The organism is Sphingomonas sp. SDUR79 (genome assembly GCF_056821745.1).
The window spans coordinates 2496764-2517244 of the sequence record NZ_JBPDIN010000001.1; the positions used below are offsets into that span (position 1 = coordinate 2496764).

General features: G+C 67.2%; 14 protein-coding genes. 7 read left to right on the forward strand and 7 right to left on the reverse strand.

The features are described from left to right. The first annotated feature begins 13 nt into the window (after nt 1-13). Together ACRYLO_RS12485 and ACRYLO_RS12490 are read left to right on the forward strand one after the other, a co-directional pair. Complete coding sequence (locus ACRYLO_RS12485; RefSeq protein WP_482660453.1) at nt 14-811, forward strand: aldose 1-epimerase; 798 nt, start codon at nt 14-16, stop codon at nt 809-811. Then, complete coding sequence (locus ACRYLO_RS12490; protein ID WP_482660454.1) at nt 808-2295, forward strand: tryptophan halogenase family protein; 1488 nt, start codon at nt 808-810, stop codon at nt 2293-2295. The genes ACRYLO_RS12485 and ACRYLO_RS12490 overlap by 4 nt, the downstream gene beginning before the upstream one ends. Nucleotide 2296: 1 nt before the next feature. Here the strand turns inward: ACRYLO_RS12490 and ACRYLO_RS12495 are convergent, their stop codons facing one another. From ACRYLO_RS12495 to ACRYLO_RS12510, 4 genes are read right to left on the reverse strand one after another with little or no spacing between them, the layout of a single operon-like run. Next, nucleotides 2297-4756 carry a glycoside hydrolase family 3 protein gene (locus tag ACRYLO_RS12495; RefSeq protein WP_482660455.1) on the reverse strand — a complete coding sequence of 820 codons (2460 nt, stop codon included), beginning with the start codon at nt 4754-4756 and terminating at the stop codon, nt 2297-2299. Beyond that, on the reverse strand, nt 4753-5853 hold the full coding sequence (locus tag ACRYLO_RS12500; protein ID WP_482660456.1) for a tryptophan 7-halogenase: 1101 nt from the start codon (nt 5851-5853) through the stop codon (nt 4753-4755). The genes ACRYLO_RS12495 and ACRYLO_RS12500 overlap by 4 nt, the downstream gene beginning before the upstream one ends. After that, nucleotides 5850-7355 (reverse strand): tryptophan halogenase family protein, encoded by a 1506-nt coding sequence (locus ACRYLO_RS12505; RefSeq protein WP_482660457.1) that lies wholly within the window; start codon nt 7353-7355, stop codon nt 5850-5852. Before ACRYLO_RS12505 ends, ACRYLO_RS12500 begins: the two co-directional genes overlap by 4 nt. Further along, nucleotides 7352-8986, reverse strand: coding sequence for a glycoside hydrolase family 43 protein (locus tag ACRYLO_RS12510; protein ID WP_482660458.1), 1635 nt, complete (start codon nt 8984-8986; stop codon nt 7352-7354). Before ACRYLO_RS12510 ends, ACRYLO_RS12505 begins: the two co-directional genes overlap by 4 nt. Nucleotides 8987-9120: 134 nt before the next feature. Between ACRYLO_RS12510 and ACRYLO_RS12515 the strand changes: the two genes are divergently transcribed. Genes ACRYLO_RS12515 through ACRYLO_RS12535 form a run of 5 tightly spaced genes read left to right on the forward strand, consistent with a single transcriptional unit; the run spans nt 9121 to nt 15261 of the window. Then, nucleotides 9121-10260: a fumarylacetoacetate hydrolase family protein gene (locus ACRYLO_RS12515; protein WP_482660459.1), complete on the forward strand. Its 1140-nt coding sequence runs from the start codon at nt 9121-9123 to the stop codon at nt 10258-10260. Between the two features lie 26 nt (nt 10261-10286). Next, nucleotides 10287-11720 (forward strand): aldehyde dehydrogenase family protein, encoded by a 1434-nt coding sequence (locus ACRYLO_RS12520; protein WP_482660460.1) that lies wholly within the window; start codon nt 10287-10289, stop codon nt 11718-11720. Between the two features lie 33 nt (nt 11721-11753). Continuing rightward, nucleotides 11754-12512, forward strand: a complete 759-nt coding sequence (gene xylB / locus ACRYLO_RS12525) for a D-xylose 1-dehydrogenase (protein ID WP_482660461.1) — start codon at nt 11754-11756, stop codon at nt 12510-12512. Then, nucleotides 12503-13381: an SMP-30/gluconolactonase/LRE family protein gene (locus ACRYLO_RS12530; protein WP_482660462.1), complete on the forward strand. Its 879-nt coding sequence runs from the start codon at nt 12503-12505 to the stop codon at nt 13379-13381. The genes xylB and ACRYLO_RS12530 overlap by 10 nt, the downstream gene beginning before the upstream one ends. Next, entirely contained in the window at nt 13378-15261 is a 1884-nt protein-coding gene (locus ACRYLO_RS12535; protein ID WP_482660463.1) for a sialate O-acetylesterase, read from the forward strand. The genes ACRYLO_RS12530 and ACRYLO_RS12535 overlap by 4 nt, the downstream gene beginning before the upstream one ends. Nucleotides 15262-15438: 177 nt before the next feature. Here ACRYLO_RS12535 and ACRYLO_RS12540 read toward each other — a convergent pair whose 3' ends face one another. The 3 genes from ACRYLO_RS12540 to ACRYLO_RS12550 all read right to left on the reverse strand — a co-directional run bounded on the left by ACRYLO_RS12540 (nt 15439) and on the right by ACRYLO_RS12550 (nt 20417). Then, the gene (locus tag ACRYLO_RS12540) at nt 15439-17217 is read right to left on the reverse strand and encodes an IlvD/Edd family dehydratase (RefSeq protein WP_482660464.1); all 1779 of its coding nucleotides are present in this window, start codon (nt 17215-17217) and stop codon (nt 15439-15441) included. Continuing rightward, complete coding sequence (locus tag ACRYLO_RS12545) at nt 17210-18319, reverse strand: LacI family DNA-binding transcriptional regulator (protein WP_482660465.1); 1110 nt, start codon at nt 18317-18319, stop codon at nt 17210-17212. The genes ACRYLO_RS12540 and ACRYLO_RS12545 overlap by 8 nt, the downstream gene beginning before the upstream one ends. Before the next feature lie 61 nt (nt 18320-18380). Then, the gene (locus ACRYLO_RS12550) at nt 18381-20417 is read right to left on the reverse strand and encodes an alpha-glucuronidase (protein WP_482661743.1); all 2037 of its coding nucleotides are present in this window, start codon (nt 20415-20417) and stop codon (nt 18381-18383) included. Between the last annotated feature and the right edge of the window lie 64 nt (nt 20418-20481).

The following is a 20481-nucleotide window of genomic DNA, read 5'->3' on the forward strand; positions in this document are numbered from 1 at the left end:
TGCGCGCACGGCGGTGGCCCCGGCGCTGAGTGGCGCGCTGACCGAATGGACCATCGACGGCCAGCCGATGCTGCGCACGGCGTCGGCGGAGGCGATTGCCGCGCGCGATCCGCTGGGCATGGCCAGCTTTCCGCTGGTGCCCTTTTCGAACCGGATCGCCGATGCGCGGTTCGACTGGGCGGGCGCGAGCCATGCGATCACGCCGAATTTCGCGCCCGAGCCGCATGCGATCCATGGCATTGGCTGGACGTCGGAATGGGCCGTTCGGGAGGCGGACGACCGGCGCGTCGTGCTGACGCTCGACCATGCGGGCGATGCGCGCTGGCCGTTCGCCTTTGCGGCTGAGCAAATTGTCGAACTGACCCCCGACACACTGACCGTGATCCTCACGGCGCGCAATCTGGAGGCGTTCGACGCGCCGCTGGCGTGCGGGCACCACCCCTATTTTCCGGCAGCGGGCGCGCGGCTGCGCTTTGCGGCGGAGCGGCGCTGGCCACCCGATGCGCGCATGCTGCCCGGCGAACCGGTCGAGATTGCCGATCGGGAGGTCGATTTCGCAGTGGCCGAACGCGCACTCGACTGCGCCTTTTCCGGATGGGACGGGGTCGCGACGATCAGCTGGCCGGGGCGCGCGATGCGAATCGAGTCCGAGGTCGACCACGCCGTGGTCTATACCCCGGCCGGCGCACCGCATTTCTGTTTCGAGCCGGTGGCGCATCTGCCCAATGCGCTCAGCGTGGCGGTTGCGCCCGGCGCGAGTCATCGCGCGACGATGCGCCTGATCGCGCAAGCTGCTAGCGTGCGCGCATGACAGCGCCGCCCGTTTCCAGCATCGTCATCGTCGGCGGGGGGACCGCCGGGTGGATGGCCGCCGCAGCCGCCGCGCGCTTTCTGAGCGACGGACAACGCAGCATCACCTTGATCGAATCCGATGCGATCGGCACGGTCGGCGTCGGCGAGGCGACGATCCCGCCGATCCGCGAATTCAACCATCGGCTGGGCATCGACGAGCGCGAGTTTGTGCGCGAGACCGGCGCGACGATCAAGCTGGGCATCGAATTCGTGAACTGGGGGCAGGTCGGTGACCGGTATCTGCACCCGTTCGGCGAGCTGGGGCATGATTTTCAGGGCGTCGCCTTCCACCAATATTGGCTGAAGCACCGCATCGGCGGCCTTGAGGACTATTGGATGGCAGCGCAGGCGGCACGGCGCGACCGGTTCGCTCACCCTGCCGCCGACCCGCGAACGCCCCTGGGTGGCCTCGCCTACGCCTATCATTTCGATGCGGGGCTTTATGCCGCATTTCTGCGCCGCCGGGCCGAAGCGGGAGGCGTGAAGCGGGTCGAGGGGAGGATCGCGTCGGTCGAGCGCGACGGCGCGACCGGACATGTCGCCGCGGTCGTGCTGGACGATGGCCGCCGCATCGCGGGCGATTTATTCATCGACTGTTCGGGCTTTCGCAGCCTGTTGCTCGGTGACGCGCTGGGGGTCGGCTATCGCGACTGGTCGCACTGGTTGCCGTGCGACCGCGCGATGGCGGTGCCGTGCGAGCGCGTCGATCCGCTGACCCCGCTGACGCGCTCCACCGCGCATGAATTCGGCTGGCAATGGCGCATCCCGCTGCAGCATCGCACCGGCAATGGCATCGTTTACGCCAGCGCATTCGCGAGCGGGGAGCGTGCGCGCGAGACCTTGCTCGCCCATCTCGACGCGCCTGCGACCGCAGAGCCTCGCGGACTGTCCTTCACTGCGGGGGTGCGGGAGCAGCAATGGGTCGGCAATGTCGTCGCGCTGGGCCTGTCGGCGGGGTTTGTGGAACCGCTCGAATCGACCAGCATCCATTTGATTCAGACCGGCATATCGAAGCTGATGTGGCTGTTCCCCGACAGCGGCATGGGCGCGGCGGGGCGTAACGAATACAACCGGCTGATGCATGAGGCCTATGAATATGTGCGCGATTTCATCGTGCTGCATTACAAGGCAACGCAGCGCCGCGACAGCGAACTGTGGCGCCATGTCAGCGCGATGGCGGTTCCCGACAGCCTGGCCGCAAAGCTTGAATTGTGGCGCGAGCGCGGACGCATCCGGCGGTACGATCACGACCTGTTCGGCGTGCCGAGCTGGGTCGCGGTGCTGCTGGGCCAGCATATCATGCCGGAGGGCTATGACCCGCTGGTCGATTCGATGGACGATGCGCGCGTGACCGCCGCGATGCGCCAGATCGCCGCGACCTATGCCGATGTGGCGGGGAAGCTCCCCGGCCATGCCGACCAGATCGCGGCGATGCTGCGTTAGGTCACGGACACGCGATCACGCTGTCCGCCGCGGTGCCCAAGGCGACGCGCGACAGGCTGAAGGTAAATGCCCCTTCGCTGCGCAGCATGAACGGTGCCTCGACGCGGCCGAGATTCGCGCCGCCCTTGGCGAAGCATTTGAGCGGGACGCCATAGCTGACCCATTCGCCGGGTTTGGCGCTCTCGACCGGGGTCGCGCGCACCGCAGCATTGCCCAGGCGGAAGCTGAGCGCGCCTGCGGGCTTCGCATCGACCCGCATCGTCGCGACCAGCATGACATCGCCATTGGTCTCGCGCGTCAGGTCGAGCGGGGCCTGGGTGGCGATTGCCACATCGGCATTGCCGGACCCGATCGCGAAACGCCGTGCGCCTTCCTGCACGACATGATCGACCGCAGTCACGCGCACCCGCCCGCTCGCCGCGACCGCCGGCACCGTGGTGATGCGCGTCGAATCCGCCGGGTCGCCGTAGACGAGCAGCGACCAGGATGCGGCGGGCACGCCGCCCGCGAAATAGACGTTGCCCGCGTCTTCCGCCGGAACCTCGCTATCCTCCGACAACGGCTTCCACGGCACCCCACCAGCGGCGAGCGTCAGGCCATAGCCGAAGGGAAACAATGTCGGCCCGTCGGCGCGCGCGGTGGCGGGCCAGGCGACGGGGAGCTTGCCGGTAAAGTCGTAGGGCGCGCGACGATCCTTGCGCTGGATCAGCAGGTCGGCGATCCCCGCCCCCTCCGATCCGGGCAGCCACGCGACGACGAAGGCGTCGGCGGCATTCAGTTCGGGGTTCATGAACAGCGGGCGGCCGGTGACCATCACTGCGACGACCGGAATCCCCTGCGCCTTGAGCTTTTTCATCGTCTCATAAGGCTTGCGCAATTCGGGGCGCAGCTGGAGCGTTTTGAGGTCACCCTGGAACTCGGCATAGGGCGTTTCGCCGAACACGACGATCGCGACGTCGGGCTTCTTGGCAAACGTGCCGTCCGCGACCAGCTCGGCGCTACCGCCGGTCGCGGTGACGGCGTCCTGCAGCCCCTTCCAGATCGAAGTCGCGCCGGGGAACTGCTCGTTCTTCACGCCCGTGCCCTGCCAGGTCAGCGTCCAGCCGCCAGCCTGACGGCCGATGTCGTCGGCGGCATCACCCGCGACCAGCACATGCGCGCCCGCCTTTACCGGCAGCAGCGAACCGTTATTCTTGAGCAGCACCAGCGACTTGCGCACCGCGTCGCGCGCGACCGCGCGGTGATCGGCATGGCCCAGCAGCGACCAGTCGCCCGAATATTTACGCGTCGACGGCTTGCCCGCCTCGAACAGCCCCAGCCGCATCTTGACCCGCAGGATGCGCGCGACCGCATCGTCGAGCCGCGCCATCGGCACTTCACCGGACTTCACCTGTGCGACCAGCGAATGCCAGAGCGGCTTCCAGCTATCGGGTGCCATATACATGTCGAGCCCGGCATTGACCGCTTTTGGGCAGGATGCGTTGGTGCAGCCTTCGACCTGGCCGTGCGCATTCCAGTCGGAGACGAGGAAGCCGCCGAAATTCATGCGGTTCTTGAGCACATCGGTCAGCAGGCCCTTGTGCCCGGTCATCTTGGTGCCGTTCCAGCTGGAGAAGCTGACCATCACCGTCGCCACACCCTGTTCGATTGCGGGGATATAGGGGGCGCCATGGACGTCGCGCAGTTCGGTCTCGCTGATCCGCGCATCGCCCTGATCGCGCCCCTCATGCGTGCCGCCATCGGCGAGGAAATGCTTGGTCGAGGCGAGGACATAGGGGCCGGCGAGCAGGTTGGTGCCGCTGCCCGGCCCCTGCAGCCCGCGCACCATTCGCTCGACATAGGACGCGACCAGCTTGGGGTCGGACGAATAGCCTTCATAGGCGCGGCCCCAGCGAAAATCGCGCGGGACGGTGACGGTCGGGGCGAAGGTCCATTCCTGACCGGTCGCGCGGATTTCCAGCGCGGTGGCCTGCGCGATCTTTTCGATCAGATCGGGATCGCGCATCGCGCCAAGGCCGATATTGTGCGGGAACAGCGTCGCACCGATGATGTTGCTGTGGCCGTGCACGGCGTCGGTGCCCCAGATGATCGGAATGCCGACGCGCCCGCCGCTCGTGTCGACCGAGGCTTCATAGAATTCGTCGGCGAGTTGCAGCCACTTCGGCGCCAGCGCGAAATCGTCGCCATAGGGACCGCTGCTGCCGCCGTTGAGCACCGAACCGAGATGATAGGTGCGCACGTCCGCCGGGGTGACGCTGGCGATGTCCGCCTGAACGATCTGGCCAACCTTTTCCTCTACGCTCATCTTCGCGATCAGCGCCTTGATCTTTGCCTCGACAGCGTTGTCCGTCTGCTGTGGCCACACCGGGCTCGGCCAGATCTCGGGGTTCACCGGGCTTTCCTGCGCCGCCAGCGGTGCGACCAGCGCGGCGCCGAGCGCCAGGAGCATCAAACGCTTCATCTATTCCTCTCCATGATGCGGATCAGTTGGTCTTGCGGAATGGCGCGTGCGGTGGGGTCGATCCGGGTGGGGCGAACCCCGCGCGCGAACCACCAGCCGACCCATGCGCCCGGGGTGACGGGATCGCCGTCACGATAGGGGATGCGGCCGCGTGCGGCAAAGCCCGCGCGCAGCGTGGCGAGATCTTCGCTCGGGCTCGCGTCCCAGCGTTCGCTCGCCCAGTCGATCAGCCGCTGATGCGCGATCGCGGTGCGGCGGTTATATTCGGCCGCCTCGCGCGCGCTCGGCTCGGCATGCGGCATGAATTCGATCGCGCGCAGGATGTCGGCATGGGCCGCAGAGAGCGCGTGGCCATCGAAGCTTTCCGCGACGAGCGCCGCGTCACCCAGCGCAATGGTCCGCCCGGACCGTGGCGCAGGATGGCGGCCGGGCGGTAACCCCGCCCCGCGCGTCAGTCGCCAGCCCCAGGGCGGTGCCTGCCAGTTCACCGCGCCGTCGCCGGTGGCCAGCGTTTCGCCTTCGGGAACGCTCGGGGCGATCGGCTCGGCGATCAGGCCGGGTAGCGGGGCGCTCAGCCAGTCCGCGCCCGGCGCGGTGCAATCGAGCAGCAAGTCGGCATCGTCCGCCTCGCCGCGCGCAACGCCCAATGCCGCCGCCATTTCGGCGAGCAGCGCGGCATAAGCGGGCATGTCGAAGCGCACGCCGAACGGCTCCGCCCCGGGCATTGTGAGCGCGGCCCAGCCCGGCGTGGTCTCGGGCCGCTCGGCCAGGCTGCGCAGCCATAGCTGGTGCAGTGCGACGCCCTCGACATGCGGGATCGCGCCCGGCGCGCCGATCGGTTCGCCATCGAGCAAGACCCGGTGAATCGCGACCGCGCCGGTGCGGCGGATGAACAGCTGCTGATCCAGCCCGATCGCACGGTGAAACGCATCGATCGCCAGCGTCGCGGCACCGATGCTGTCGAGCAGCGCGCGAGGATCGCCGGGCCGCTCGACCAAGGTGATGCGCGCGGCTGGAAGCGCGCGGCGAAAGGCGATGGCGGCGGACAGCGCGACCACACCGCTGCCGAGCACCGCGACGCTCGCGGGGCCGCTCATGCCGCCCCCCATGCGCCCTGCGTGCGCAATGCAGCCTCATGATCGGGCATCGCAGCGACGCGGCTGCGGATCGTGTCGGCGATATCGTCGAGCGCGCGCTTGAGCGCGGCGGGTGCGGGACTGTCGGCGCGCGGATCGTGCCGCGCAGGAATCATCCCCTGCCCCAGATAGACCGCGACCCAGCTGGGTTCGAGGAACAGGCCCTCGCCATATTTTTCGATCCGCCCGGCCTCGCGCCACAGCTCGAGCTTGCCGGCGAGCGTGTCGGGCAATTCCATCGTGCGGACATGGTTCCAGAAGTCCGAATCGTCGCGTGTGGTTGCGTGGTAATGGAGGATCAGAAAGTCGCGGACGCGGTCATATTCATAATCCACCGTGGCGTTGAACGCGGCGCGATCGGCGGGGTCGATCTCCCGCTCGGGGAACAGCTCGATCAGCCGCATCACCGCCATTTGCGCGAGATGGATACTGGTCGATTCGAGCGGTTCGAGGAACCCGCTGGCGAGGCCGATGCTGACGACATTGCCGACCCAGCTTTCGCGCCGCCGCCCGGCACGGAAACGCAGGATGCGCGGATCGGCCAGCGGCGTTCCCTCGACCGCGCCGAGAATCGCTTCGCATGCCGCCTCTTCCGACAGGAAGCTGCTGGAGAACACGTAACCGTTGCCGACGCGATGCTGCAGCGGGATGCGCCAGCGCCAGCCGGCCCCCATCGCGGTCGCGCGGGTATAGGGCTCGATCGGCCCGGGGGGCGCGGTCGCGGGCAGCGCCGCCGCGCGGTCGCAGGGCAGCCAGTGCGACCAGTCCTCCCACGCCGCGTCCATCGCGCCACCGATCAGCAATGCGCGAAAGCCCGAGCAGTCGATGAACAGGTCGCCCGCGACCCGCTCGCCGCTGTCCAACACCAGTTCGGTTACGTCCCCGCTCTCGCCGTCGCGCTCGACGGCGGTAACGCGCCCCTCGGTCCGCGTGACGCCGCGCGCTTGCGAATAGCCGCGCAGCATCGGTGCGAGCCGGGTCGCGTCGAACTGATAGGCCCAGCCATAGCTGGTCGACAGGAAATCGCCGTCGGCGGGAGGCAGCGCGAACCGGTTGGCGCGCGCGGCAACGATCGGGAGCGAATAATCCTCGATTCCGCGCGCGCTCCCCTCGGCATGGGCGCGGAGCCAGTAATGGTGGAAGCCGACCCCGGCGAGATCGACACCATAGGCCCCGAAGGGATGGATGTAGCGATCACCGATCCGGCCGAAATCGCGGAAATCGATGCCGAGTTTGTAGGTCGCGTTAGTTGCGCGCATCATCTCCGCCTCGGGGATGCCCAGCCGCTGAAGGAAGGCGCGCAGATGCGGGAGGGTCGCCTCCCCCACCCCGACGATGCCGATTTCCTCGGATTCGATCAGGCGCACATCGGCCACGCCGGGCAGGAAGCGCGCAAGGGCGGACGCGGTCATCCACCCCGCAGTTCCACCCCCGACGATGACGACGCGCACCGGATCGGTCATGGCGTTCCCGATGCTGCGTGCGGCCCGACCACCAGCCCCATGAACAGCCCGGCATGGATGGTGGCGAGGCGCGACACGTCGATGTCGCGCGCGATGCTGCGCCAGGCGGTGTCGCCGACCGGGCGCCATTGCGCCAGGGCAACGCCCTTGTCGAAGCTCAGCTTCAGCTCGACATTGGTCGCGCCGCCGCGCGGGACTGAAGCAATCACGACGCCATTGTCGGGTTCGTCCTTCGAGATGCGTCGCCGCACCACGAGATTGTCGCCCTCCAGCCCCGCGAACATCAGATGATGTTCGTTGGCGACCGCGAGCAGCCCCGCACGGTCCGATGCGCTTTTCGGGTCGAACGACACGCGGGTGGTCCAGCTTGCCTGGGGATGGCGCATGCGCTTGCCGAGATAGCTCGGCTGGGCGAGCGCACCCGCCGCCACCGGACGCGCGTCGAGCGTCAACGCGCCATCGGCGATGCGCCACCACGGCGCGCCCTTGGGCGTGCGTAGCATCATCCAGTCCTGGGCGAGCTTTGGCGCATCGAACTCCTCGCGCCAGTCGCGCGCTTCGCCGGGTGAGGCGGGCAGGTTCGGTCGCGTCACGCTGGCAGGAAGCGGGGTGCGCGCGGGCAGGATGAGCGGCCAGCCATCCTTCCATGTCACCGGCAGCAGGAAGGTCTCTCGACCCAACAACGTCTCCTGCCCGTGGAACGGGCGGGTGGCGAGGAATACCGCCCACCAGCTGCCATCGTCGAGCTTCACGAAATCGGCGTGGCCGGTCGCCTGCACCGGGTTCGGGCGATCTTCGGGCAGGTCGCGCTGGGTCATGATCGGATTGACCGGGCCGGGCGTGTACGGGCCGGTCAGGGCGCGCGAGCGGTAGATCGTTTGGGCGTGTTGATCGGCCGTGCCGCCTTCGGCTGCCGAGAGATAATACCAGCCATCGACCTTGTAGATATGCGGCCCCTCGGCCCAGATCGGTTTGGTCGACGGATCGACGCCCTTGTCGACCAGCAGATGGCGCGGCCCCTTCATCTTGAAGGTGGCCAAGTCGATTTCCTGCATCCACAGCGCGCGGTGGCCGTCATATTCGGGTTTGCCCGGCGGGGCGTCGTTGTTGACGATCCACGCGCGACCATTCTCGAAATAGATCGACGGGTCGATCCCGCCAAAGCTCAGCCAGTGCGGCCCGCTCCACGGCCCTGCCGGGTCCTTTGCGGTCAGCACGAAATTGTCGCGGCATCCGACACAGGTGTTGAGGATGTAATAGGTGCCGTCATGATAGTCGATCGTTGGCGCGAATACGCCGCGATCGAGCGCCAGCCCGCTGAAATCGAGCATCTCCGGCCGGTCGATCGCATTGCCGATCTGACGCCAGTTGACCAGGTCGCGGCTGTGATAAACCGGGATGCCGGGGAACCAGGCAAAGGTCGAGGTGACGAGGTAGAAATCCTGCCCCACCTTCACGATCGACGGGTCGGGGCGGAAGCCCGGGAGCACCGGATTCGCGAACTGTCCGGCCGGAAGCGCCGGTAGCGCTGACTCGGCCGTGTAGCTGACGAAATCGAATCGCGCCGTGCTGTGCTGCGCAACAGCGGGCGCAGCAAGCAACATGGCCAGCAATGGGGCAAAACCCTTCATTTCGCTCCTCTCCTCACATCTTCGCACGGCTTTCCCGCGCCTACATCGACGTTTTTTCCGTGCGATGCTTGACACCTCCATAGGAGCATGATGTTAGCGCTATCAAGAGCAATGATGTCGGAGGGGTAGAAGCGATGACGGTCTCGCTGGCTGGGATATTGCCGGACGATTGGCGGTCGGGACGGTTCCTCGGCCGAATCGATCTGGGTGACGGTCCGGTGCCGGTGTTGATCGCCGAAGGCGCGCTGTTCGACCTGACTCCGCACGCCGCGACCGTCGCCGGTGCGATCGATCGCGGCCTGACCACGCCCGAATTCGGGCGGCGCATTGCCGATCTTGATGCGCCCGATCCACGGCTGCCCGATGGCGCCGCGCTGCTCGCGCCAATCGATCTGCAGTGCATCAAGGCCGCCGGCGTGACCTTTGCCGTATCGGCGATCGAGCGCGTGATCGAGGAGCGCGCGCGCGGCGATGCCAGCCAGGCGGCGGTGATTCGCGGGCGGCTGGAGGAGCGGATCGGCGGTGGCATCCGCGCGGTCGTGCCCGGCTCGGCCGAGGCCGCAGCGCTCAAGGCAGCGCTGATCGAGGACGGCATGTGGTCGCAATATCTGGAGGTCGCGATCGGCCCGGATGCGGAGATCTTCACCAAGTCGCCGGTGTTGTCGGCGGTCGGCCATGACGCGCCAATCGGGGTGCGGTCGGATTCGAGCTGGAACAATCCCGAGCCGGAAATCGTGCTGGCAATCTCCAGCCGTGGCGAAACCGTCGGCGCGATGCTCGGCAACGACGTCAATCTGCGCGATTTCGAGGGGCGCTCGGCGCTCTTGCTGGGCAAGGCCAAGGACAATACCGCGTCCTGCGCGCTCGGCCCGTTTATCCGCCTGTTCGACGACGGCTTCAGCATCGACGATGTGCGCAGCGCCGATGTCGCGCTGACGATCGAGGGGACCGACGGCTTCCGCCTTGAGGGCGCGAGCCGGATGAGCGAGATCAGTCGCGACCCACTTGAAATCGCACGCCAAGCGATGAGCGAACATCATTATCCCGATGGCTTCGTGCTGTTCCTCGGCACGCTGTTCGCGCCGACGCAGGATCGCGACGTGCCGGGCGGTGGTTTCACGCACAAGGTCGGCGATCGTGTGACGATATCGTCGTCACGGCTGGGCACGCTCGCAAATACGGTGACGACGTCGAAAAATGCCCCCATATGGGAAATTGGAATCGGCGTTCTTGTTCGTGACTTGGCGCGTCGCGGCCTCGCCGACCGGATCTGAACTCTGACTATCAGGACCTTTGCATCATGAAGCTGACCCACCTGATCAATGGCGAGCGCGTGACGGTGGACACGCCGCTGGAAAGCCGCAACCCATCGAACACGGACGAAGTTGTCGCGACCTTTGCTGCAGGCGATGCTGTGGTGGTGGATCAGGCGGTGCAGGCCGCCCGCGCTGCGCAGCCGGGCTGGGCCGCCGCTTCGCCAGAAGTGCGCGCCGACCTGCTCGACAAGGTTGGCGCGACGATCATGGCGCGCGCCGCCGAGCTCGGCGAACTGCTCGCGCGAGAAGAGGGCAAGACCCGCGCCGAGGGCATGGGCGAAGTGATGCGTGCCGCGCGCATCTTCCGCTATTTCGGCGGTGAGGCGCTGCGCCGCCATGGGCTTACGCTCGAATCGACCCGGCCCGGTCTCGATGTCGCGACCTATCGCGAGGCGGTGGGCGTGGTCGGGCTGATCACCCCGTGGAACTTCCCGATCGCGATTCCGGCCTGGAAGGCCGCGCCTGCGCTCGCCTTCGGCAACACCGTCGTCATGAAGCCCGCCAATGTGACTCCCGCGATGGCGAGCGCGCTGGCCGACATCATCCAGGAATGCGGCGCGCCGGCCGGCGTCTTCAACCTCGTACTGGGTCAGGGCGGCGTCGGACAGGCGATCGTCGATCACCCGCAGGTCGATGCGATCAGCTTCACCGGGTCGCAGGGCGTCGGCGCCAAGGTCGGCATGGCAGCAATGATGCGGCAGGCGCGGGTGCAGCTGGAGATGGGCGGCAAGAACCCGCTCGTCGTTCTGGCCGATGCCGATCTCGACAAGGCGGTGGCGATCGCGCTGGACGGCGGCTTCTTCCAGACCGGGCAGCGCTGCACCGCGTCGAGCCGTGTGATCGTCGAGGACGCGATCCACGACCGTTTCGTCGCCGCACTCGCCGAGCGCGCCAAGGCATTGAAGGTCGGTCCGGCCCTTGCAGCCGACACGCAGGTCGGCCCGGCATCGAGCGAGAGCCAGTTCGAGCAGAACCTCCGCTATGTCCGCAAGGCGATCGAGGAAGGCGGGCGTGTCGCGAGCGGCGGACCCGATCCGCTCAAGCTCGACACGCCGGGCTATTTCATGTCCCCGACGCTGATCGCCGATACCGATCCGGACATGACGATCAACCGCGAGGAAGTGTTCGGACCCGTCGTCTCGACCGTCCGCGCCAAGGATTACGAGCACGCACTGGAGATCGCCAATCAGGGCGAGTTCGGCCTGTCGTCGGGGATCGTCACCACCAGCCACAAATATGCGCGCGATTTCCGCAAGCGCATCCGCGCCGGCATGGTGATGGTCAATCTGCCCACCGCAGGCGTCGATTATCATGTGCCGTTCGGCGGCACTCGCAAGTCGAGCTATGGCGCGCGCGAGCAAGGGTTCGCTGCGGTTGAATTCTACACGACCGTCAAAACGGTCTATTCGGGGGATTGAGGGTTGCTGCAGAAGTCCAGCGGAGCGGCCACGATGCGCGCCACCTATCCCAGCCTGCGTGACAAGCATGTCCTGATCACCGGCGGCGCATCGGGGATCGGCGAGGGATTGGTCGAAGCGTTCGTGGCGCAAGGCGCGCGCGTGACGTTCGTCGACGTCCAGACTGCGGCAGGCGAAGCGTTGAGCGCGCGGCTGACACCGGGCGCAATTCATGCCCCGCAGTTCGCGCATTGCGACCTGACCGATGTCGCCGCGCTTCAGTCATGCCTGACCGGGATCATTGCGGAGCGCGGCGCGGTCGACATCCTGCTCAACAATGCCGCGAGCGACGACCGGCATGGGATCGAGGAAGTGACCCCGGCCTATTGGGACGAGCGGATGGCGGTCAATCTGCGCCATTTGTTCTTCGCCGCGCAGGCGGTGATCCCGGGGATGAAGGAAGCCGGTCACGGCGTCATCATCAATTTCGGGTCGATCAGCTGGCACCTCGGCCTGCCCGACCTGACGCTGTACCAGACCGCCAAGGCGGCGATCGAGGGGCTGACCCGCAGCCTGGCGCGCGAGCTCGGCCCGCACGGCATCCGCGCCTGCACCATCGTCCCCGGCAACGTCCAGACGCCACGCCAGGAGAAATGGTACACGCCCGAAGGCGAGGCAGAGATCGTCGCGGCACAGGCGCTGAAGGGTCGCATCCAACCCGCCGACATCGCGGCGATGGCGACCTTCCTTGCCTCCGACGACGCACGCATGTGCACTGCGCATAACTATTGGGTGGATGCTGGATGGCGATAAACGAACCACGGGTGGCCGCGCGGCTCGGCGCGACGCTGGGCGAAGGCCCGGTGTGGGATGCGCAGCGCGGCTGCCTGTGGTTCGTCGATATCAAGGGGAAGAAGCTGCACCGCTTCGACCCGACCACTGCCGCGCTGACCAGCGCCGATGCGCCTGGCGAGATCGGCTGGGCGCTGCCCGCCGATAATGGCCAGTTGCTGTGCGGGCTACAGAACGGGCTTCACTGGTTCGATCCCGACGCGCGCACCTTTACCTTTTGGCGCGCGGTTGAGCCGACGCTGCCGGGCAACCGCCTCAACGACGCCTGCACCGATGCGCAGGGCCGCGTGTGGTTCGGGTCAATGGACAATGCCGAGAGTGCCGCGACCGGACATTTCTACCGCCTCGATGCCGGGCAGCTCGACCGGGTTGGCCCCGGCCCGGTCAGCATCACCAACGGCCCGGCGGTGTCGCCAGCAGGCGACCGCATCTATTTCACCGACACGATCGGGCGGCGAATCTGGCAGGCTGCGCTGCATGACGACGGATCGCTCGGCGCGGTCCAGCCTTTCCTGAGCTTCACCGGGGATGAAGGCTATCCCGACGGGTCGATCACCGATGCGGAAGGGAATGTCTGGGTGGGCTTCTTCGCCGGACATGGCGCGCGTCGGTTCGATCCCACCGGACGCGAGATCGAGTTCGTCCGCCTGCCCGTCGCCAATGTCACCAAGCTGGCGTTCGGCGGCGACGGGTTGACGACGCTCTATGCCACCACTGCGGCCAAGGGTCTGAGCGCCGAGGAGCGCGCCGCCCAGCCGCATGCCGGCGACCTGTTCGCGTTCGAGGCGCGTGTTCCCGGCCATCCGCTCGCGCGCGTGCATATCGCATGAGGATCGCGGCGGCCCTGCTCGGCGCGACGCTCCTCACGCCCCTCCCCGCCACAGCGCAGCTCAGTTTCGGCCCCGCAATCGGGGACCATGGCGTGCTTCAGCGCGACAAGCCGATCGTGGTAGAGGGCGAGGCAGCGCCCGGCACGAGCCTGACCGTCACGCTCGGTGACACGATCGCACAGGCCAAAGCGGGCAAGGACGGCCAGTGGCGCGCGACCTTCCCGGCGATGAAGGCGGGTGGCCCTTACACATTGCGCGCCGCGACGCTGGATGCCGCGATCGCGGCGAACGGGGTGATGGTCGGCGATGTCTGGCTGTGTTCGGGCCAGTCGAACATGGAATTTCCAGTCCGCCGCGCGCTCGATTTCGACAATCAGATGAACAGCGCCGCCGACCCGATGCTGCGGCTGCTGACCGTGCCCAAGGCGACCTCGACGCGGCCGCGGCGCAAATTTGCCGAGCCGGCCGGCTGGCAGGCATCGACACGCGATACCGCGCCCGAATTCTCCGCCGCCTGCTGGTATATGGCGCGGGAGTTGCGCAAGGCCGAGCCGGGGGTTGCGATCGGGCTGATCGACGCGACCTGGGGCGGCACCGCGATCCGCGCCTGGCTCGATCCGGTCGCGACGCGCAGCATCTATGGTGCGCAGGACGCGGCGCTACTCGAAATTTATGACCGCGACCCGCTCGCCGCGAATGCCGCGTTCGCGCCACGCTGGATCGAATGGTGGCGGACGCAGGACAAGGTCGAACCGTGGCTTACGCCCGATGCGGTTCAGTGGTCTCCGATTAATGGTGTCGGGCCATGGGACAGCTTGAATGAGCCAGCGCTGCGCGGCTTTATGGGCTGGGTGTGGTTCCGCCGCACGGTGACGCTGACGGCGGAGCAGGCACGCGGCGGCGCAACGGTGTCGCTGGGCATTATCGACGATGGCGATCAGGCGTTCGTCAATGGCAAGCCGGTCGGTAACAGCTTCGGCTGGTCCAACCCGCGCGACTACACGGTGCCGGGCAGCTACTGGAAGGCGGGTGCCAACGAGGTGCTCGTCGCGGTGTGGAACAGCTATGGCACCGGCGGCTTCATGGGCCCGGCCGACCGCCTGAAACTCAGCCTATCCGACGGGACGAGCATCCCGTTGGGCGATCAATGGCGCTACTGGATTTCGGCGGCCAAGGGCGCGCCGCCGCGCCCGCCATGGGACAATATTGCGGGCCTCGGGCTGATCGGCAATGCGATGGTCGCGCCGCTCGGCGGGATCGGGCTGCGCGGCGTTGCCTGGTATCAGGGTGAGAGCGATTCCGGGCAGACCGGCTATGACGTGCGTCTGCGCGGCCTGATCGACGGCTATCGCCGCCAGTCGGGCGATACGGCGCTGCCGGTGCTGGTGGTCGGTCTCGCCGGTTACGGCGCGCCGGGCGCGACGCCGGTCGAAAGCGGCTGGGCGTTGTTGCGCGACGAGCAGCGGCGCGCGGTCGCGGCGACGCCGGGGACGACGCTTGTCTCCGCGATCGACATCGGCTCGCGCACCGACATCCATCCGGGCGACAAGAATGAGCTGGGCAAGCGCCTCGCGCGCGCTGCGCTGGGCAAGCCGGGGCCGCAGGCGGTGTCGGCGCGGCGCGATGGTGGCGATGTGGTCGTGACGTTCAGCGGCGTCGAGGGTGCTCTGGCGAGCTGGAGCGGCGCGCCGATCGGGTTCGAATTGTGCGCGCAGAGCTGTCGCTTTGCTGCCGCGCGGGTCGAGGGCAGCATGGTCCGCGTGGTCGGCGATGGCCAGGCCGTGACGCGGGTGCGCTATGCCTGGGCCGATACGCCGGTGGTCAATCTCTACGACGCGGCGAACATGACGCCGACCTCGTTCGAGCTGGTGGTGGATTGATCAATTCCTCCCCCAGCTTGCTGGGGGAGGTGGCAGCGCGTAGCAATACCGGAGGGGCCGCCCCGTAGAGGGCGGAATTTTGCCGAGCTGTTCACGGCCGTCTGCGCGGCCGCCCCTCCACCACCGCCTGCGGCGGCGGTCCCCCTCCCCTGCTCCGCAGGGGAGGAACAGAGTGGTTCAATGATTATGCCGCGGCAGCGTCTTCGAGGTCTGGCGGTACTCCAGCGCGAACTCCAGCACCGCGCCCTCGCCCAGTTGCCCGGTCTTCTCGCGCGCCAGCTGTTCCCATGGCGTGTTGCTCGCCGGAACCTGCGGCAGCCCGTCGCCCTTGCGCCGTTCGATCTCAGCTGCATCGACAAGCATGTCGCAGCGGCGGGTGTTGAGATCGATGCGGATCGTGTCCCCGGTGCGCAGCCACGCCAACCCACCGCCCGCCGCGCTTTCGGGCGAGGCGTTGAGGATCGACGGGCTGTCGGACGTTCCCGACTGGCGACCGTCGCCGAGCGTCGGCAGCCAGTTCACGCCGGCGCGGATCAGCGCGTCGGGCGGCTGCATGTTGACGACTTCCGCCGAACCCGGCCAGCCGAGCACACCCGCCGAGCGCATCACCAATATGCAATCGGCATCGATGTTCAGATCAGGATCGTTGATGCGGTGGTGATAATCGTCCGACCCGTCGAACACGATCGCGCGCGCCTCGAACACATTCTCAGCATCCGGCCGCGACAGATAGCGGCGGCGGAATTCGGGCGAGATGACCGAGGTTTTCATGATCGCGAAGTCGAACAAATTGCCGCTCAGCACCAGGAAACCGGCATTTTCCTGAAGCGGATCGGCGAACGGCCGGATCACTTCGCGATCTGTGCTTTCAGTGCCAGCGAGATTCTCTGCAATCGTGCGCCCCGTGACGGTCAGGCAGTCGCCGTGCAGCTTCCCCGCCTGCAGCAATTCCCACATTGCCGCGGGCACGCCGCCCGCGCGGTGGAAGCGCTCGCCGAGATACTTCCCCGCCGGCTGCATGTTGACCAGCAGCGGCAAGTGGTAGCCGTGATCGTACCAGACCTCCGGCTCCAGCTCGAGGCCGCCATGGCGCGCCATCGCGACGATATGCGGCTGGGCGTTGGACGATCCACCGCACACGGTGACGGTGGCGATGGCGTTGAGGAATGCTTCGCGCGTCAGGATCTTCGACGGGCGCAGATCCTCGCGTACCATCTCCACGATGCGCTGCCCGGTGCGGTAGGCGATCTGCCCGCGCTCGCGATAGGGCGCCGGGATCGCCGCGCAGCCGGTGAGCGACAGGCCGAGCGCTTCGGCCACTGCGTTCATCGTCGATGCGGTGCCCATCGAATTGCAATGCCCGGCCGAGGGCGCGCTGCTGGTCGCGCGGCGCAGGAACTCAGCTTCGTCGATCTCGCCCGCCGCAAGCGCGCGGCGGCTGCGCCAGATTACGGTACCCGATCCGACCAGCTCGCCTTCGTGCCAGCCGTCGAGCATCGGCCCGCCCGACAGGACGATCGCGGGGATGTCGACCGTCGTCGCCGCCATCACCTGGCTCGGCGTGGTCTTGTCGCAGCCGGTGGTCAGCACCACGCCGTCGATCGGATAGCCGTTGAGCAGTTCGACCAGTCCGAGATAGGCGAGATTGCGGTCGAGCGCTGCCGTAGGCCGGCGGCAATTTTCGAAGATCGGGTGGACCGGAAATTCGATCGGGATGCCGCCCGCGTCGCGAATGCCGTCGCGCACCCGCTTGGCGAGGTCGAGATGGATGCGGTTGCACGGGGACAGGTCGCTGCCCGATTGCGCGATGCCGATGATCGGCTTGCCCGACTGAAGTTCCTCGGGCGTCACGCCATAGTTCATGAACCGCTCGAGATAGAGCGCGGTCATGTCCCAGCGTTCGGGATTGTCGAACCAGTCGCGCGAGCGCAGCCGCACGGGTGTATCTTCAGGCATCGGGGCTCCGTTTGGGCGCGGCGCGGCGGGCCAGCGTCGGCGCGGAATCCGAATCGCGGCGCACCAGCGTGTAGGGCAAGGTCTTCTGCTCGACCTCGAGCGGTTCACCGGTGCGCTTGGCCTTGAGGAAGCGCACCGCGGCCGACACGGCCCAGGCGGTCATGCCGCGGATCGGCTGGCGGATCGTGGTCAGTTCGGGCCAGATCGTGCTCGCCATCGCGGTATCGTCGAAACCGCACACGGTGATGTCGTTGGGCACGTCGAGGTGCAGCCGGTGCGCGACTGCCACGGTCGCGGCGGCCATGTCGTCGTTCGACGCGAAGATCGCGGTGGGACGCGGGTCGACCGAGATCAGCCGCTCCGACGCCTGCATCCCCGAGCGATAGGTGAAGCGGCCCTGCGCAATCAGCTCCTCGCGGATCGGGATGCCGGCATCTTCAAGCGCTGCCTTATAGCCGTTGAGGCGGCGTCCGCTCGACACCTGTTCGGGGTTGCCGATGATGAAGCCGATGCGGCTATGGCCGAGGTCGATGATGTGCCGCGTCATGTCATAGGCGGCCTGGAAATCGTCGATCAGCACGGCCGCGTGCGACCCGCTCGCCTTGCCCGGCCCGACCGCGATTGCCACCGCCCCCGCATCGGTGATCAGGTCAAGCACGCTCTGGTCGTCGCACAGGGGTGGCGGCAAGATGAAGCCCTTGATCCCGCCATCGATCAGGTGATGGACGAGCGCCTTCGCCTCTGCGGCATTCTCGCAGTTCTGCACGACGAGATGGATGTCGGCACGGCTTGCCTCCTCCAGCGCGCCCATCAGGAATTCACTGAGGTAGGAGGCCGACGGGTTGTCGAACATCAACGCGATGCGCAACTGCTCCCCGCCCGCGAGGCTGCGGGCGGCGCGGTTGGGCGCGAAGTTGAGCTTGGCGATCGCGGCCAGCACCTGTTCGCGCGTATTTTCGCGCACATTGCCTTCGCCGTTGATCACGCGACTGACCGTCATCGGCGAGCAATGCGCCTCTATCGCGACATCGGCGATGGTGGGAGCGCCACCACGGCGGCGGGACGAGCGGGGCTTGGCAGATGCGGAAGAGGCCATGATCATGGCACATACGCCCCGTTTGCCCGTCGCAGCAAGCGCAGCGTCACCTGAATTGGGAGCGCAATCATTCGCCCGGTGCCTCAGGAAAGCGTTGCGCCTGATACCAGGCGAGCGGATGCTGGGGCGCAGCGTGACCGGCGGGCAGCGCGCGACCGGACGCGGCCGACCAATAGGCGAGGCTGGCATCGCGCCACCATTGCGCCTCGTCGCGCTGAATGTCGAGGAAGTCGGCGACCGCGCGATGGCGCTGCACATCGACGTGCGGTGCGAGCGCCGCCCAGGTCGCACGCTTCCGCTCGACTGTCGCGACGCCACGGTCGTAGCGACGCGGAAGCTCTTCCCACAAAGTCCGTCCGGTCTTCAGCCGATAGTCCCATGGCACGCGGCGGAACCACAGCAGCAACTCCTCATTCGCCAACAGGCGCTGCGCAACATCGGGCGCATATTGCGCGAGCGCGTCGCTGCCCGTTGCAGTGCGGTCAAAGCCGATGCCGTCACGGTCGGCGCGGTGATAATAGACCGGATTCCATTCGGGCCGGGCGAGATCGGACACCCAGGGCGCCGGGCCATAATGATGACCGGTGCCCATCACATGCGCGAGGCCGAGCGGGGTCATGTAATCGACCACCGCCTCCCGGCTGCCCAGCATCATCGGCACCACCACGTTGAGGAACGCCGGGTCGCGGCTGAAGGTCTGCGCCGCCCATTCGCGTGCGATCTGCGCACTCGGCAGGCGCGGGTCCCACGCCAGCCGACCGAACGCGTACCAATTGGCCTGATCGAAATGCGACCCGGTCCAGTTGCGGTCGCTGCCGGTATTGGCGACTCCGGCAATCACGCTGACCGTCTGCGCGACCGTGCCGCCACGCCCGGTATCGGCGTCGAGCGTTTCTGCGAACAAGGGCGCGAGGAAGGCGAGGTGAGAGGCGAAGCCCAGATATTCCTTGGTGATCTGCAGCTCCAGGCTCAGCTGCGTCTTCGGCATCGCGCCGAACAGCGGGTGGAACGGCTCGCGCGGCTGGAAGTCGATCGGGCCATTTTTGACCTGCACCACGACATTCTTCGCGAACTTGCCGTCGAGCGGCTGGAATTCGGTGAACGCCTGTTTCGCGCGGTCTTCCCTGTTCTCGGCGGCATAGACGAAGGCGCGCCAGATCACAGTGCCGCGCTCGCCGATCGCCTCGGCCAGCATGTTCGCGCCATCGGCGTGGGTGCGGCCATAGTCTTGCGGGCCCGGCTGGCCTTCGGAATTGGCCTTGACCAAAAAGCCGCCGAAATCGGGGATTGCGGCGTAGATCTCGTCGGCCTTGGCCTTCCACCAGGCGCGCACGGCGGGATCGCGCGGGTCGGCGGCCTTGAGGCCACCGATGTCGCGCGGCGCGGAAAAGCGGGCGGATACGTATACGCGGATGCCCCAGGGCCGGAACGTGTCGGCCAGCGCCTTGATCTTCGCGATGTAGCGCGGCTCCAGCATCATCGCGCGCGCGTTGACGTTGTTGATGACGACGCCGTTGATCCCGATCGAGGCATTGGCGCGCGCATAATCGGTCATCCGCGCGTCAACATGGCCAGGCAAATGCCACCAGTCGAAGATCGATCGCCCGGCATAGCCGCGCTCGACATGGCCATCGGGATTGTCCCAATGGTTGAGCATGCGCAGCGTGTAGGCGGGCGCTTCATTGAGGCGGATCGCGCCGATCGCCTTGCCCTGCCCCAGTTCGCGCAGCAGCGCGAAGGCGCCGTAAAGCAGGCCGGTGTCGCTTGCCGCAGTGATCGTCACGCGCTGCTCTGTCGAAATGATGGTGAAGGCACCGTCGCGCATCGCCGAATCGCTGACGCGCCGCAGCAGGATCGCCGCTCCGCCAGCCGGCCCGACACCGGGAAAGAGTTCGGAAAGTCCGCGTGTCAGTTCGTCACGCGCCAGCAATGCGGTCGGCGATTTGCTGCCCGACAGCGTGACCGGCCCGGGGTGTTGCTGCGCAGCATGAACGACCGGCGCATTGCGCAGCCATAGGCGATATCCGTCCTCGGCACGCGCCGCGCCGCCCGTCACAAACGATATTGCGAGCAGCAGCAGGACCCAAAGCCGCACGGTCACCATCCTCCCCTTCGTCACCCGCCGGTCCGATTCTCGGCCGGGCGCGGGTTGACAAGTTTGACCACCT

Excerpts from the sequence above, each read along its gene's own strand:
- xylB (WP_482660461.1), top strand. The coding sequence starts at position 11,754 with ATGCGCGCCACCTATCCCAGCCTGCGTGACAAGCATGTCCTGATCACC.
- ACRYLO_RS12540 (WP_482660464.1), bottom strand. The coding sequence starts at position 17,217 with ATGCCTGAAGATACACCCGTGCGGCTGCGCTCGCGCGACTGGTTCGAC.
- ACRYLO_RS12545 (WP_482660465.1), bottom strand. The coding sequence starts at position 18,319 with ATGATCATGGCCTCTTCCGCATCTGCCAAGCCCCGCTCGTCCCGCCGC.
- ACRYLO_RS12550 (WP_482661743.1), bottom strand. The coding sequence starts at position 20,417 with ATGGTGACCGTGCGGCTTTGGGTCCTGCTGCTGCTCGCAATATCGTTT.
- ACRYLO_RS12505 (WP_482660457.1), bottom strand. The coding sequence starts at position 7,355 with ATGACCGATCCGGTGCGCGTCGTCATCGTCGGGGGTGGAACTGCGGGG.
- ACRYLO_RS12500 (WP_482660456.1), bottom strand. The coding sequence starts at position 5,853 with ATGAGCGGCCCCGCGAGCGTCGCGGTGCTCGGCAGCGGTGTGGTCGCG.
- ACRYLO_RS12510 (WP_482660458.1), bottom strand. The coding sequence starts at position 8,986 with ATGAAGGGTTTTGCCCCATTGCTGGCCATGTTGCTTGCTGCGCCCGCT.
- ACRYLO_RS12530 (WP_482660462.1), top strand. The coding sequence starts at position 12,503 with ATGGCGATAAACGAACCACGGGTGGCCGCGCGGCTCGGCGCGACGCTG.
- ACRYLO_RS12515 (WP_482660459.1), top strand. The coding sequence starts at position 9,121 with ATGACGGTCTCGCTGGCTGGGATATTGCCGGACGATTGGCGGTCGGGA.
- ACRYLO_RS12520 (WP_482660460.1), top strand. The coding sequence starts at position 10,287 with ATGAAGCTGACCCACCTGATCAATGGCGAGCGCGTGACGGTGGACACG.
- ACRYLO_RS12495 (WP_482660455.1), bottom strand. The coding sequence starts at position 4,756 with ATGAAGCGTTTGATGCTCCTGGCGCTCGGCGCCGCGCTGGTCGCACCG.
- ACRYLO_RS12535 (WP_482660463.1), top strand. The coding sequence starts at position 13,378 with ATGAGGATCGCGGCGGCCCTGCTCGGCGCGACGCTCCTCACGCCCCTC.
- ACRYLO_RS12490 (WP_482660454.1), top strand. The coding sequence starts at position 808 with ATGACAGCGCCGCCCGTTTCCAGCATCGTCATCGTCGGCGGGGGGACC.